Origin of the sequence: Xenorhabdus siamensis, assembly GCF_037996745.1 — a bacterium.
GTDB lineage: Bacteria > Pseudomonadota > Gammaproteobacteria > Enterobacterales > Enterobacteriaceae > Xenorhabdus > Xenorhabdus indica.
Window position 1 is genome coordinate 343,967 of the sequence record NZ_JBBMXE010000005.1, and the last position, 15,525, is coordinate 359,491.

The 15,525-nt window shown below is 43.8% G+C and carries 10 protein-coding genes; 7 read left to right on the plus strand and 3 right to left on the minus strand.

Annotated elements, in window-relative coordinates:
- Positions 1–156: 156 nt before the first annotated feature.
- From AAC852_RS05465 to AAC852_RS05475, 3 genes are all read right to left on the minus strand, one after another.
- Entirely contained in the window at positions 157–4,584 is a 4,428-nt protein-coding gene (locus AAC852_RS05465; RefSeq protein WP_340620143.1) for a hemagglutinin repeat-containing protein, read from the minus strand.
- A 99-nt stretch (positions 4,585–4,683) separates the two neighbouring features.
- A complete protein-coding gene (locus AAC852_RS05470; protein ID WP_340620144.1) occupies positions 4,684–6,384 on the minus strand; it encodes a ShlB/FhaC/HecB family hemolysin secretion/activation protein in 1,701 nt (566 codons plus the stop codon).
- Between the two features lie 558 nt (positions 6,385–6,942).
- Positions 6,943–7,461, minus strand: coding sequence for an Hcp family type VI secretion system effector (locus AAC852_RS05475; protein WP_340620145.1), 519 nt, complete (start codon positions 7,459–7,461; stop codon positions 6,943–6,945).
- Positions 7,462–8,380: 919 nt separating this feature from the next.
- On the opposite strand from AAC852_RS05475, the gene tssB reads away from it, so the two are divergent.
- Genes tssB through tssJ form a run of 7 tightly spaced genes read left to right on the plus strand, consistent with a single transcriptional unit; the run spans position 8,381 to position 15,525 of the window.
- Positions 8,381–8,878 (plus strand): type VI secretion system contractile sheath small subunit, encoded by a 498-nt coding sequence (tssB, locus tag AAC852_RS05480; protein WP_340620146.1) that lies wholly within the window; start codon positions 8,381–8,383, stop codon positions 8,876–8,878.
- Between the two features lie 19 nt (positions 8,879–8,897).
- Positions 8,898–10,376 carry a type VI secretion system contractile sheath large subunit gene (gene tssC, locus AAC852_RS05485; RefSeq protein ID WP_340620147.1) on the plus strand — a complete coding sequence of 493 codons (1,479 nt, stop codon included), beginning with the start codon at positions 8,898–8,900 and terminating at the stop codon, positions 10,374–10,376.
- 2 nt (positions 10,377–10,378) lie between these two features.
- A complete protein-coding gene (gene tssE, locus AAC852_RS05490; RefSeq protein ID WP_340620148.1) occupies positions 10,379–10,816 on the plus strand; it encodes a type VI secretion system baseplate subunit TssE in 438 nt (145 codons plus the stop codon).
- Between the two features lie 3 nt (positions 10,817–10,819).
- Positions 10,820–12,667 carry a type VI secretion system baseplate subunit TssF gene (gene tssF / locus AAC852_RS05495; protein WP_340620149.1) on the plus strand — a complete coding sequence of 616 codons (1,848 nt, stop codon included), beginning with the start codon at positions 10,820–10,822 and terminating at the stop codon, positions 12,665–12,667.
- Positions 12,631–13,683, plus strand: coding sequence for a type VI secretion system baseplate subunit TssG (gene tssG, locus AAC852_RS05500; RefSeq protein ID WP_340620150.1), 1,053 nt, complete (start codon positions 12,631–12,633; stop codon positions 13,681–13,683). The genes tssF and tssG overlap by 37 nt, the downstream gene beginning before the upstream one ends.
- Before the next feature lie 5 nt (positions 13,684–13,688).
- The gene (gene tagH / locus AAC852_RS05505) at positions 13,689–14,984 is read left to right on the plus strand and encodes a type VI secretion system-associated FHA domain protein TagH (RefSeq protein WP_340620151.1); all 1,296 of its coding nucleotides are present in this window, start codon (positions 13,689–13,691) and stop codon (positions 14,982–14,984) included.
- On the plus strand, positions 14,968–15,525 hold the full coding sequence (tssJ, locus tag AAC852_RS05510) for a type VI secretion system lipoprotein TssJ (RefSeq protein ID WP_340620152.1): 558 nt from the start codon (positions 14,968–14,970) through the stop codon (positions 15,523–15,525). Before tagH ends, tssJ begins: the two co-directional genes overlap by 17 nt.

Consider the following 15,525-nt stretch of genomic DNA (forward strand, 5'->3'; position numbering starts at 1 on the left):
CAGCTTTGATGATGTTTACTTATCCCAATCCTATTGCCAGAGAGGGTGAAGGGTGAGGATAAGTGGTTGGCCGAATAGGGGAAAAATACGGTAGCTACGCTGCCAGCTACCGTACTATGTATTATGTGCGATGTGAGTAAATTAAAGAGAGATCAATTAATCTAACGGGTGATCCTTGATCCAACTATGTGTAGTGGGTATTTCTGGATTGCGATTCTCATTTTTTACGAAAGGAATTTTGCCGGAGAAGACATTTTTCTGAGCTTCGTTAGCAAGACCTGCGATGGAATCCGGCAGGTTAACTCCCATATTTTTACTTCTATCGTAGCCTGTTACAGATTGATGCCCGATTTGCCGGGTATTAACGGATACCTGCCCCTGTGTGCTGTCAATCCGGCTGCCGATTAAGTGGGTTTTATCCGCGACGTTCAGATTAACTCCGTTAGTACCGTTGATGGTTGATTGCTCACCAATGGTTTCCTGATCGTGAGTATCGTAATTACTCTTGAGTTTCCCACTGTATCCTTTGAAGGCCGCGGTTAGGCGATCAGTCAGACTTGGGGCTTCCACATTGGTTTTTTCGTCATTGGTTGCCGCTGTTTCAGGTGAGCTTTCGGGTGAGCTGCTGTCAGCAATCGGTAGTGTTGTTTTATGGGAATTATCTCCTTTGACGGTTTGGCTATACCCTAATCCTGCATTCAGACCGATATTCAGGCTATCAGTTCTATTTTTTAGGCTTTCAACATTAAGGTTACCACCGATATTGCCCGTCACTTGATCTGCGGTAATATTAGTTCCCTTGAGGGATGTATCCTGGGCACTGGTCAATACAACATGACCACCAGAAATCTGGCTGTTATGGTGAGTGACTTTGTTCAGGTGATCGACACCGAATTTAACTTCACCACTAATATTGTATTTGTTGTCGATGATGCTGTTATTTGTTTCTCCATTATCTCCCGTACTATCACTGCCTTCATTGTTACGGACTTTACTGGATACACCACCTTTGCCTTTAACGTCAAAGTTCCAGCCATTATTGTTAGTTGTATCCTGAGCAGCAGCCAGTTCAATTCCACCACGTTGCGCAGTCAAATCCACTTGTTTACCAGAGACATTCGTACCTTGTAGTGTCAGATTATTGCCCGCATTCAGATTAATACCTTGCCCGCCGGTGATAGCACTGGTTTGGGCTGTGGCACTGTTCTGTTGGTTGGTGTTATAGCCTGCGCCTGCACTGCCACTGAAGTTTTTACCATCTGGATTAGTGCCTACGGTCAGGGAAAGTTCTCCTTTATAGCCGTAATTGTTCTGTTCCCTGTGGTTGGTCGCCTGAGTGAACTGAATATTTCCGCCAGAACTCACGTTTGTTCCTCCATTGCCCGCATTCATGGAAGTTCCCTGATAACGTGCGTCTCTGGTCACCTGAACGTGAATACCATTTTGGGCATTGATACCGCTGGTAACGGCATTGTTATCGCTGGTGGATTCTGCCTGATAGCTACCGTTACCTTTGCCATTGACAGAAAGGTCACTGCCTGTGCTGGTGTAAATACGCAGATGGGCGTCGCCAACAGTATTAGAAGAATTGCTGTTCTGACGGTTGTAGGCTGCTTCACTGGTATGGCTGCCAGCAGTCAGTGACACACCGCTTTTGTTCGCCTGATACTGGGTTCCTTGATCGTAAATATCTCCATTGGTAGTTACTTTGATATCATCGGCTTTAACAGTAGTTACTACAGCATTTGATTGATAAGTATTGGTGTTATTGCTTTTGCCATTCATGGCAAGCTCAAGACCTGCATTTGGCAAGCCGGTTTTTGAGATCGCGGTATCCAATTTCCCGTCTGTTGCCGCTTTGGCCGTTTTTTCCACCGGACGGGACGTTGCACTATAATCGGCTGAACCACTGATTTCACCACCTACCTGTAATTGGCTTGTGGACGTTGATTCTGTATTGGCAGTCGCAACATTTTTAATGCTGCCCGCATTAGCCTGATAAGTTCCTTGTACCTGATACTGAGTGCCTTGTTGTTTCAGTTCTCCCATTGCGTTCAGCTCAAGGTTGCCATTGATCTGAGCGTTTGACACTACCGCCGTGGTACGGTTCTGGGAATAAGCATTATTGGAATAACCCCCTTCGGCTCCACCTCCGATCCTATCCATGCCACCAGTAGCGAATACACCGTTACGGATTTTGGTTTGTGAATTCTCGGTTGTTGTATGATCTTCTGCCGCCAGCAGTGCGATGTTATCGCCTGTAATTTTGGCATCACCCTGTGTTGTGACTAGCTTTGCGCTTGTGATGGTGACATTTTTTCCTGAGTTAATGGAAAGGTGACCACCCTGCAATTCGGCTTGATGTTGTGCAGTGGAGTGGGTGTTCTGGTTATCGGTGGTATGCTCAAAACCTACACCAGCGCGGTATTGTTTATCTTTTGTCTCATTAGCGTAATAGTTCCAGCCAAGATTGGTTTTTTCCTGCTGATACTTATTTTGTGCATCAAAGGCAAGGATATTGATATTGCCTGATGTGTTCAGATTAAGCTCACCTGCGCTTTTCGCCAGACTGCCAATAACATTGATATCTTTGTTACTGAGTAATTTCAGGTCAGTATCAGAAATTAACTGGCTACCGGAACTGGTTTGCTGGTTTGTTTGTTCCTGATTGGAGTTTTTGGTGATATTAAAGATTGTTCCCTTTCTTTCATCAATCTTTTTATAGGTATGATTAACGGCATTATCGATGATTAACTGCCCATCATTAGCTTCAACATACGCTCCTTGTTGCGCTTTTACCTTACTGCCGGTAATCGTGACACCATTTATTCCAGTCAGCAGTAAATGCCCATCTGCTTTGATGTCAGAGGCCTGGTGTGTTTCCATTTTATCCTGGTTGTCTTTATTACTGCCACCTGCAATGCCGCCCCAATAGTGTTTATTTTTCTCAACGTGATGATCATTGACGAGGGATTGCGTAGTGACTTTTACTTGTTGCCCCGCTGAAACAATCAGGTTTTTGCCTGAATGTACCTGAGAGCCGATAATTTCGGCATTAGCTCCTGCGTTGATCCCAAGATCGCCCCCTGCGTTCAACTCACTGTTGACACTGCGCTGATCAGTATTGACCGTTGCCCAGTTACCAGTTTGCAGTGCCAGGGAGTGATTCTTTTTATAGCCTGTTTCAACGGTCATTTCTGATTCCACTAAACCAGCCAGTTTTACATCTTGTTTAGCGAATATGGAAAGTTGGTTTCCGGCGATAATCTTACTGCCAAGCACTTCTGCATTGCCTTCATTGGCAGTCAGATGAACATTTTCCTGTGCCTTGAGGGAATTTCCTTCATATTGGTACTTTTCATTCTCATTGGTGACATCATATTGCCAGGATAATCGCCATTTGTTGTCGACGTTACGGTTAAGCTGGTGAAGTTGTTGACCATCTAGCTTCAGATTGGCGCCAGTCAGTTTGATATTATCCCCTTCAATATCGGTTGCTATCACCTGATTATTCTGGTGGGCGACCAGTGTGATATTCTTACCGACTAGTTGAGTACGGGCAATGGATTCGTTAATTTGCTTTTGTGAGGTATGAACACCACTAAAACGGCTATCATAGTTATCATCGCCTATTTCATGTGATGAATTCCGGTTAAGGCGTCCTTGAGACAGCAGGTTTTTGCCCTGCAATATAATATCTCCGCCTTGCAGGTTAGCAGCCTCCAATTTCACACCACCGTGGGAGATAAGGGAAATACCATCATCGGCAGTCATCTTACCTTGCAGATTGACCCCGCTTCCTTCCGCAGTATTCAACAGACGAATACGTCCCGCTTGCATACTACCGAGGTAGTAACTATCAAGTACGCCCATGTCTGATTGCTGTGATGTCAGGATCTGACCATCTGCTGCAATCTGATTATTTCCCATTGTGATATTGAGCGTTTTTGGGGTGATGACTTTGCCGTTGATATCAACTCTGGGGGCAATAAGGTTCAGAACATCATTATGGGACAAGCCATTGTTTCTGATATTTAGGGCATTTTGGTTATCAAAGTTCTTGAATCCTTGCAGGATACCATTTTCAACTAACGGATTACCGACAACCAGAGATGCCTGATTCGTATTGATAAAGCCACAGCCGTTGCAGGTGATGCCATTAGGGTTTGCCAGCACATAATCGGCGGCCATGCCGAAGATCTCTTGTTTACCGAGTAAGAATGAAGGGTTACGGCTGACCACTTCATTCAGAATGATACTGGCGGCTTGCCCATTCAAATTATTGTTAGCTGATAATTGCCCGGCCAGTTCCGATTGTCCATTAACCAATGAGTTATTTAATACAGCCCCCATTTGGTTAACGTTAAAATCCTGATACTGGTTATGGGATAAACCTGAATCGGAAGGGGCGACGATATTGACGACTGTAGCGCCTGTTTCTGCAATGGTGACATCCGGACGATGAGCTGCATCACCACCGGGCGTAATGCCGTTGGCAAAACTGGTTGAACAAGTTGTCAGAATAATTGCCATTGATGCAGCAAGTTTCCCCGCAGGAGATAATCTGAACTTTTTTCTCTTCATATTATTACCTCTGTTTACTTTCTTTCTTGTGAGTGTGCAGCTACCTTGGAAGAAGGCTCCCAAGTTGGCTACGGTTAAAAAAACTGATGGTTTAATAAGCTAAAAAGTGTAAGAAAAACGGGTTAATAGCTGCATGGGTTCATCCTTACCTGTATTTTTATGGATTAATGTTTTGCCACGGCTCATCTCAACATCGGCAGAGAAATGTTGATAGCGCAAAGTCATACCAACACTTAATCCTGCATTGCTCTTCCATGATTCCAGTCGGTTGTGGCTTTTGATCTGGCCGATATCTGCGCCGATACGCAGGGTAAGTGAACTTTCAGGCAGTGGTATTGAGTGGGATAAGGTATTTCTCAGATACCAGCCGTTATCTGCGGAGAGGATGTTATTACTGAACCCCCGCACTGTATTACGGTCGGTAATATTGAGCCACTCAACACTGGGTAAGCCTTTTGGACTGTACTGAGCGTAAAACTGGCTATTAAATCGGTACGGCATGGCAAGTAGTTTAAAGTGCCGCTGTAAATTTACCGATAGCTTCCCTTTGGTAAATTGTTTATTCAGGTTGTCTGTGGAGGTTTGAGCACCGAACCACGGTGTTCCTTGCTCAATACCGGCATCAAAAGTGATAAGTCCATTGGGAATAATTTGTAAGTGGCTTATTCCCAGTGAAAACACAGTTAATGTTTGGCTACTGTGCCTAAGTTTCTCGATACCGATATAGTTGTTGTAATTCTTGTAGACAAATTGACTGTTGATCGTCGAGAGTTGCGATTGATTACGGTGGAATATCCAATCCATACGTACGCCAGATTGTTGTGAATTACCGTGCAGTTTGATTGAGTGTTTCGGCAATTTTGGATGGCTTGTATAGCGGGAATAGCTGGTAAAGCCACTGAAAGTCACAGCCCCGTAAGGGAGCGAATAGAATAAGGTGGTGGCCCGGTTATATTGGGTATTGGGTTTATCGAGAGTACTGACACCGCTGAAGCTGATGAAATCTGATAATCTCAGAGGGCTGTCTATACTGGTATTCACTCGGCCAATCCATTTGCCGGTACTTTTTTGTCCATAGTTATCAGTTAGTGTGGTGATACGCCACGGAGTGGAATGCTGGTTATGCAGCCTGATGATAGAACCTCCATTAACGGAACCGGGCAGAATATCAAGCGTTGTTTTGTTTGATTGCAGACGATTCGACTGATCCAACCCTTGATCCAACTGATTGAGATTCAAAGGTTGATTGATCAATCCGGGGAATAACATCCGGCTGTTAACCCAGTGATCACCACCTTCAATGGCTTCAACGAATCCTTCAACAACATTGAGTCCCAATTCTCCACGATGATTGGCAGGAATAAATTGTACCCGCGCCGTAATATAGCCTTTGGCAAGATAGAGATTAGTGATTTCTGCTGTCAGTTTGTTGATGTCATTGTTAGTAATGCAATGATCGGGCAATGCACTGAGTGTATCCAGATCTGTCAGAGAGAGCAGCGTTATCCCCTGAAGATAAACACCATTGATATCCAGACAGGATGGGCCTTCAACCAATACGGGTGATACAGTTTGTGGCGCTGTGGTATCAGCACGATCAATGAATCCTTGATGTCGGCGTTGTTCAATTAACCGGCCTATTTCTCGTGAACTGTCCTGTAAGGTCCTTCTGGCTTCATCCATTGTGGATTCATTCATAGCGGATTCAGTCATAGATAGAGCAAAGTCGGGTGTTTCAGGCAATGCGATTACCTGAATAGAGGTGGATAATAAGATGAGAATTGCTGTCTTTTTGAACATCGTAACACCCAAATGACAATAGTTAAGTTGAAATATAACTTGAGATTTATTAGATATAGTTATAGTGGTTCACTAATTAATCATTAAAGCATAGAAATTATTTTATTTGGTTCTGATTAACGGGAGCTGTCTGTCTTATATGATTATTTATAGTTATATATTTAACTTAACCAATTACTATTACCCATTTTGGTTATGTTTTGTCGCATAATTTAGAGTTAACTCAAATGAGAAGTGGATTTAATTGAAATTTCAAATAAATAGTGGGAAGACATGAGTTTTGTTTTTTTAAATTCATGTTTAAAAATGTGACATTGGTTATTAATAGTACATGTGATTATTAATTTATATATTCTTATTTATTGAGAAAATAATCATCGAATAAAAATCTCACTTTTAAAAAGATAAAAAAATAAAATATAAATAAGGAAAAGATGAATTAAAGTAAATTAATAGGGGGAGGTAATGTAGGAGAATATTATTCAGCCAATGAATAATATTCATTGGCTGAAAATTTATTGCTAAAAACTTATTATCTAAAACTTGATGAATAAGATATTAAGCAACAATTGGCGCACGCCAGTCGTCAGCACCAGAAGTACCAGCAGTAGTGTGTTCCCACTCGATCTTACGGTAAGACAGAGAAACACGAACCAACTGAGTGAATTCAGATTTTGATGGATCCTGGCAGTGAGGCATTTTGCAGTCGATATCAACGATAGTTGCATCTATCAGTTTAGTCGTAAAGAAATGCTCTTGTTTACCTTCGATAGAAGTACGATACCACTTCAGTTCTACCGTTGTTAACATTTCGCCTGAAGCCAGTGCGTTGTAAAGCAGAGGAACGGCTTTATTCAGTGCAACGGTGAAGCGGAATGGTTTATGTGCACGCTGACCAGAAGGCTGACCTGATTGTGGATCAGTTGGAACAGTAACAATGTGGTCAAATTCTTGAACCAGCATTTCGTCTTCGTGACCCTGAACAAAGATATTGCCTACTGATTCAGCAGTGAATGCGCCAGCAGTGATATTACCCTGAGTTTTTCCGTTGATGGAAATATAACATGGAGTTGGCATATGAATATCCTATAAAAATTTACCAATATAAGTGTAAGTGCTCATTCCTTGCGTGATTATTCCATTCATTGATGAAATAAAATTAGCGATGCCGAACACTCGGGGCGAATAATAAAGCTGAAATTGTCTGATGCAAAGTTATTTGTAAATTGCAACGCGAGTTCAAATTCAATGACAAATAAAAATTTTATAATCATTGCCGTTGTGATATTTATGGCTGAGTTTTTATAAAAAGCAAGATTGTTTTTCTGTATAAAAAGTAATCTTCATATTCTTGATTTATATAATTAATTGATAAATAATGTGTTTTAATTTTTAATTTATATGATTTTTATGATCATTTATAAAGTGTGATGTACTTCAAAAAATGAGTTGGATAAAGTTTTTAATGGGGAAGAATTAATCTAAATAAATAAAAAATATACTTGATAATAATGATAGGTCACAAATTTGCAGACTATATTTTATTCACAATATATGAAAAATATTCCTTTATATACAATTGACAGGTAATCGGTCTGTATACTCTTATAGAGAGTAAAGCCAAAGTTTTATCTATTTTGTAAGGGGAAAATATTTATAAGTTTCTAGAAAGCACGATAAAAGTACTAAAAGCCAGAATAGAGGGGGTTATCAATAAGTGTTTTGGCTTTACATCAAAAAAATAAAGTGTCAAACTCGCTATTGACGATTTTTTATATCGATGTTTACTTCCACGATTGGATAGAATATCTCTGTATCTTTATCTATATGCTGATATATAAAAATCTATTTGTTCCTGCAAATACAGTTGTCTTCCGCAGCCTATTTCTTTAGGAAGGACTACTGCATTTGTTATACGGTTAAAAATTGTAATTATTCTCTTTCCAATAATGGGTTGTTAGACAGTTCATGGTTGTATTAGCCAAAGGGTTGAAATATGAGTAAGAATAGTCCTGGTAGCGTAGCTCCGAAAGAAAGAATTAATATTAAATATGTTCCTAATACCGGCGACCAGACCGCAGAAGTTGAATTACCTCTGAATCTTCTGGTTATTGGTGACTTGAAAGGAAAGAAAGAAGATACGCCAATTGAAGAACGACAGACCGTTTCCGTTAATAAAAATAATTTTAATGCGGTAATGAATGAGGCGAACATCAACCTGACTTTTAACGTCCCTAATCGCCTTGAAGAAAATAGTGAAGACGATCTACCAGTTAATCTGGAAATTAAATCACTGAGTGATTTCTCACCGGATAATATCGCTAAGAAAGTACCAGAGCTGAATAAACTGCTGGAACTGCGTGAAGCATTAGTTGCCTTAAAAGGCCCTCTGGGAAATATCCCTGCATTTCGCGCTCGCTTGCAGTCACTGCTGGATGATGAATCCGTTCGTGAGCAACTCCTGAAAGAACTTGAAATCATCAATAAAAAATAACTCGTTAAAGGAATTTTAAATGGCTCAGCACGAAGAAAACAGCACAGCACTTGCTTCTGGCGCAACGACTTCTCTGCTTGATGAAATCATGTCTCAAGCGAGGATGACTCCTGAAAATGATGGCTATTACATTGCAAAACAAGGTGTAGCAGCCTTTATCGGCAGCATTTTGGACACAGGCTCTAACGAAGAACCAATCAACAAACTTCTCGTTGATAAAATGATCGTTGAGCTTGATAAAAAGCTGAGTGAGCAGATGGATGAAATCATGCACGCTAAGCCGTTCCAGGAGCTGGAATCTTCCTGGCGTTCACTGAAAATGCTGGTGGATCGCACTGATTTCCGTGAGAACATCAAAATCAACGTGATTCATGCGACTAAAGATGAATTGTTGGAAGACTTTGAATTCTCTCCTGAGATCATCCAGTCCGGTTTCTACAAACATGTTTATTCTACGGGTTATGGCCAGTTCGGTGGTGAACCTGTTGCTGCTGTTGTTGGTAACTATGCTTTCAGCAACACCACGCCTGACATCAAATTGATGCAGTATGTCAGTTCGGTCGGTGCAATGGCTCATGCGCCATTCCTGTCTTCTGTTTCACCAGAATTCTTCGGTGTTAACAGCTTTACTGATCTGCCAGCTATCAAAGATCTGAAATCTGTATTTGAAGGCCCGTCACACACCAAATGGCGTTCATTGCGTGAATCTGAAGATTCCCGCTACTTAGGCTTAACTGCGCCACGTTTCCTGCTGCGTCTGCCATATTCCACCGTTGAAAATCCAATCAAAAACTTCAACTATCAGGAAAATGTCAGCCGTGATCACGAACACTATCTGTGGGGTAACACCGCTTATCTGTTGGCAAGTTGCTTGACTGACAGCTTCGCTAAATACCGTTGGTGTCCGAATATCATCGGTCCACAAAGTGGGGGTGCAGTAAACGATCTGCCGGTCCATCTGTATGAAGCAATGGGCCAGGTTCAGGCGAAGATCCCAACTGAAGTACTGATCACTGACCGTCGTGAATTCGAACTGGCGGAAGAAGGCTTCATCACTCTGACTATGCGTAAAGGTAGTGATAACGCCGCATTCTTCTCTGCAAACTCGGTTCAGAAACCAAAAATTTTCCCAAATACCCGCGAAGGGAAAATTGCGGAAACCAACTACAAGTTGGGTACTCAGTTGCCATACATGTTCATCATCAACCGTCTGGCGCACTACATCAAAGTCTTGCAACGTGAGCAGATCGGTTCCTGGAAAGAGCGTCAGGATCTGGAGCGCGAACTGAACATGTGGCTGAAACAGTACATCGCTGATCAGGAAAACCCACCAACTGACGTTCGTAGCCGCCGCCCACTGCGCGCTGCTGAAATCAAGGTATTGGACGTTGAAGGCGATCCAGGCTGGTATCAGGTGGCAATGCAGGTTCGCCCACACTTCAAATACATGGGTGCAAGTTTCGAACTGTCTCTGGTCGGACGTTTGGATAAGGAATAATCATGGCTGCGCTGTACAGTTGGAACAGAGGCAGCTCTGCCAGTCTGTTCGAGCGCATTCAAGGGAAGAGCTTCGGCTCTTCCCGTCAGTCAAGGATGCGTGCACTGCTTGATTCTATTAAGAAGCATTTGAACGAAGTGCTGAATACGCGCCCTGGTGCTTGCCAGAGTGCCATTGAACTGGGTGTCATTGATCTCAATGATGCAACCGCAACGTCAGTGGATTTCAAGCAAAGTATCGAATGGGCGATAGAAGAGTGCATCAGAAATTATGAGCCCAGAATATCAGCGGTTTCTGTCAGTGCCATCAATGATGATTCAGATCCGTTGTTATTGAGCTTTCATATCAGTGCTGAGGTTTCCCTGGATGATATCAACGATGTTGTGGAATTCAGCATCCAGTTGGATAACAACCGGCGCTATTGCCTGGAGCGAACTTAATAAATGTCATTTGAAAAATATTTCAGAGATGAGCTGAACTATTTGCGACAACTGGGGAAAGAAGCCGCAGTTGAGCGTCCTCATCTTGCCGCATTTCTGTCTGAACAAGGCTCTGATCCTGACGTTGAACGTTTGCTTGAAGGTTTTGCATTTCTGACAGGCAATCTGCGGGCAAAAATTGATGATCAGTTCCCTGAACTGACTCACGGCTTGCTTAATATGCTCTGGCCTAATTATCTGCGTCCGACGCCCAGCATGACCATCGTCGAATATACCCCTGATGAGAGTGTTGTGACGAAAGCAACACAGGTTAAGCGTGGCACACAGATTATGAGTAATCCGCTGTCAACTCATGATGATATTTACTCGAACGATCATTCTTTGAAAGGACAATCGAGTGGTAAAAGAGACGATCATAGCCGTTGCACTTTTACATTATGCCGTGATGTCTGGCTTTTTCCTCTCTCCATTCAGGACATTTCCGTTAATAACAGTAATGAGCAAGGGATTATTGGCCTGAATTTTGCTTCGAAAACGGAACTGAACCTGCATGAACTGGAACTGGGTAAATTGCGGTTCTATCTGAGTGGCGATGACTATACCACTTCTCAACTCTATTTCTGGCTCTGCTATTACTTCAGAAAAGCGGAATTGGTTATTGGTGATACGGTCATTCCTCTGCCGGATTTTGACTTTGTACCGGTTGGATTCGAACGGGAAGATGCCCTGTTGCCTTATCCTAAAAATGCTTATATGGGATATCGCATTTTGCAGGAGTATTTCTGTTTTGCGGAAAGTTTTCTGTTTTTTGACGTTAAGGGATTCCCTGAACTGCCTGAAGATCTCAAAACCAAAGATTTCAAACTGAATTTATATTTTTCTCAGGCGTTACCACCAGAAGCTAAGATTCGCCACGATACTTTCCGCCTGCACTGTACACCGGCTATTAATCTGTTTCCGATGGACAGTGAAGCTATTGAACTGAATGGCAGTCAGACAGAATACCCACTGAAGGCCAGTTATAGCTTTCCAGATAACTACGACATCTTTTCTGTAGATGGTGTTGAAAGTTGGCTGACGGGAGAAAATGGTGAACGCAGTCGGGCACGTATCGGTGAACGGGTTTATACCCCGTTTGAAAGTTTCAATCATCAGATTGATAACGAAGATGAACGTTCAATGTGCTATTACCGTCTGCGAGTGAAAGAGTCACCTTTCCGCAGAGGATTGGAACATTTCATCTCATTTGTACGTGGAGATGAATCAGCCTTGCTCAGGCTCAAACTAAAAGAAAACGTCTCTATCAGCCTGACGTGTACCAACCGTGAATTGCCGCTACAGCTTCGTGTCGGCGACATTAATTACCCCTCTATCGGTAGCCCGTCATTTGCGACATTCCGCAATATCACGCGTCCGTCAGTACCGCTTTATCCGTTGCTGGATGGTGGTCTGCACTGGTCGTTGCTGTCAAATATGTCGCTGAACTACATGTCATTACTGAATAAGGATGCGCTGAAACAGGTTCTGCGTACTTACGATTTTCCAAGTATTCACAACCGACAATCCAAACGATCATCACAGAAACGGCTTGATGCCATTGAAAAGATTGAGACAGAGCCGACAGATCGCCTGTTCCGCGGGCATCCTGTGCGTGGTTTGCGTTCCACTTTGTATATCCGGCAACAGGCATTCAGTTCGGAAGGGGAGCTGTATCTGTTCAGTACGATTCTGTCACGGTTTTTCTCACTGTATGCCAGCGTCAACGCTTTTCATATGTTGAAGGTAATCAATTTAGATAATCAGGAATGTTATGAATGGCCGGTACAGATAGGTCAACACTCGTTGATGTAATCACTGAGCAGGATCCTGCCACACCACTGGCATTGGATATCTCACGATACAACTTTTATCAGTTGGTTGAATTGCTCAATCAGCTGGCGGTAGCGTGGGAAAAAACCGGGGAGACAGATCGGCCTGATCGTGAATCTATCCGTTTTAAGTCCAATGCCAGTCTGGCATTTCCTACGCGTGATGTGATTGCACTGAAGCAATCCAGGCAAGGGTATTTTGAGCTAGAAGTCTCTTTTATAGGGCTACATGGCAGCCAATCCCCGATGCCGGGTTATTACCTGGATTCACTGGCGTGGGAAGACGCACAAGGCAAAAACCGACTGACGGATTTCCTCAACCTGTTTAACCACCGCTTAATCACGCTCTTGCACCAGATTTGGCGGAAATACCGCTATTACATCTGCTTTAAGCAAGGCGGGGAAGATAGCTTCTCTCAGCGCATGTTCTCGCTGGTGGGGTTGGGAAGTGATGTCAACCGCCGGATGCTGAACATCAACCACAGCAAAATGCTGGCGTATGCCGGGTTGCTGGCAAGCCCCGGTCGTTCACCGGAAGTGATATGCAGCCTGGTTTCCCACTGTTTTGATTTACAGGATGTCACTTTGCACGGCTGGCAATTCAGAAAAGTCATCATCCCCGTTGATCAACAGAATCGACTGGGTGGCACGAATAAAGGGCAAAAAATTGGTGATACCGAACTGTCCGTATTGGGGCAGAACTTCACCATCGGATCATGGATCGGGGATTACAGCGGAAAGTTTCTGCTCAGTATCAACAATCTGACCCGTGATCGGTTCCTGTCATTCCTGCCGGACGGGAAGAACTATCTCCCGTTAGTGATGTTTATCTCTTTCGTCATGCGCAGCCAGTTTGCCTGGGAATTGCGTCTTGGTCTGGCGGAAAAACAGGTTAGTGGCATGGTGTTGGGAGCGAAGCAGAATAACCATCTGGGGTGGACCAGCTTTCTTGGTGAGCCAGAAAAGAAACCCTCTGTCACAATTTCAGTTATGGAATAACGACTATGGAAAAATATCAACCAACGCTTTCATTGCGGGTGCTTAACAGTGAGCAACTAGAGAGTGGTCGAGCCGCCAGTTACCAGTTTTCGACACAGGGCGGTACGGTCGGCAGCAGTGAAAGTCACTTGTGGTCTGTTCAGGACAGCCAGGGCAATATCCAGCCGTCACAATTCTCCATTCAATGGCGTGATGGTTCATTCTGCCTGCAAGTACTTGCTGATCCGGTACAGATAAATAATGCCCCATTAACACCGCAATCCGGTCTGATCCGCTTACAACAGGGAGATCAGATTAAGGCGGGTAACTTGTCCATCAAGATCCACATCAGTTTTTCTGAAGCGGACCAGGTTGATCCTTCGACAGTATCACCGGAAGCGCTGGTTTCCAGTTACAGAAATCCGCTGGATGCCATGATGGAAGGTGTATCGCTACAAAAATCTGTGTTTGCCAAAGATGACAGTATTGCGCCAACCGTTATGCACCGTTTCAGTGATGATCCTCTCAGAGTACTTGATAGTGAGAGTCTGACTACGCTGCAACCACAGGTTGAAGCCGATGATACGGAGCAGCTTTTGCCGCCGGATCATTATCAATCACCCCCATTTGCTAACCCTATTTCTGATAACCGAGGCAGTGTTATGGATCAGGAGTTTCTTGATTTACCGGATATCGCTTCCGATCGGCATTACGAAGATATGGATGTTGATCATGTTGCTATTACCCCTTTGATGCGCGGGCTGGATACGCAGTTACCTTTGCATGACACCCAGCAGGCCAACGATTTTCTGCAAGAGATGGGTAAAACCATGAAAGCGGCGATCGAAGGGCTATTGGCGCTCCAGCGTGAACAGCACGGATTACGTGATAAACAGCTTCGTCCTATTGAGGATAACCCACTACGTCTGAATATGGATTATGACACCACCATGCAGGTGATGTTTTCTGAGCAGAAGAGTCCGGTACATCTGTCAGCCCCCGCTGCCGTAGCGGAAAGCCTGCATAACCTGCAACTGCATTATCAGGCCAACCGGACAGCGATCTCCGCGGCGTTGGATACCATGCTGGAAGCCTTTTCCCCTGAACAATTACTCCGCAGATTTTCACATTATCGCCGTAGTAATGAGGTCAGGAACAAAGATGCGTCCTGGGCGTGGGAAATGTACACCAACTATTACCGCGAATTAGCTTCCAGCCGCCAGCAGGGGTTTGAAAAGTTATTCCGTGAGGTGTACGAGCAGGCTTATGACCGCGCACTGCGTCAGGGCTTAGAGGACACCAGTGATGAAACGTTCCGGTAGTCAGCGCATATGGGCCACAGGGATCTTATTACTGTCAGTGATGTTACTGAATGGCTGTAGCAGCGCATGGAACGCCACTAAAAAAGTTGGGCAGGTCGTTTGGGACCCTTCCACTCCCGTGGGAAGGCCGAGTGAACAAGCCTCAATCGCTAACATCACATTGCTGGCTGAACCCGATATCAATCCCAATGAAAGTGGTGAACCAGCGCCTGTTGAGATGAATCTGGTTTATCTCAGTGAAGATTCGCGTTTTCTGGCTGCCGACTATGACCAGCTTGAAAGTGACAAGCTCGAAAAAGCACTGGGGAAAAACTACATCGATCATCAGGATTACACCCTGTTGCCGGGGCAATACAAGCCGCTGGAAACAATCACATTGGAAAAGAAGAACCGTTACATCGGTGTCATCGTTCATTATGCAGGCGTCAATCAGTCTGAATGGAAAAAGATCATCCGGGTAAAAGACATGGGTCGCCATTACAACATCTTGGTGCATGTCAGAAATAACGACGTCGAACTTAGAAAAGAGGAGGAAGAGTAA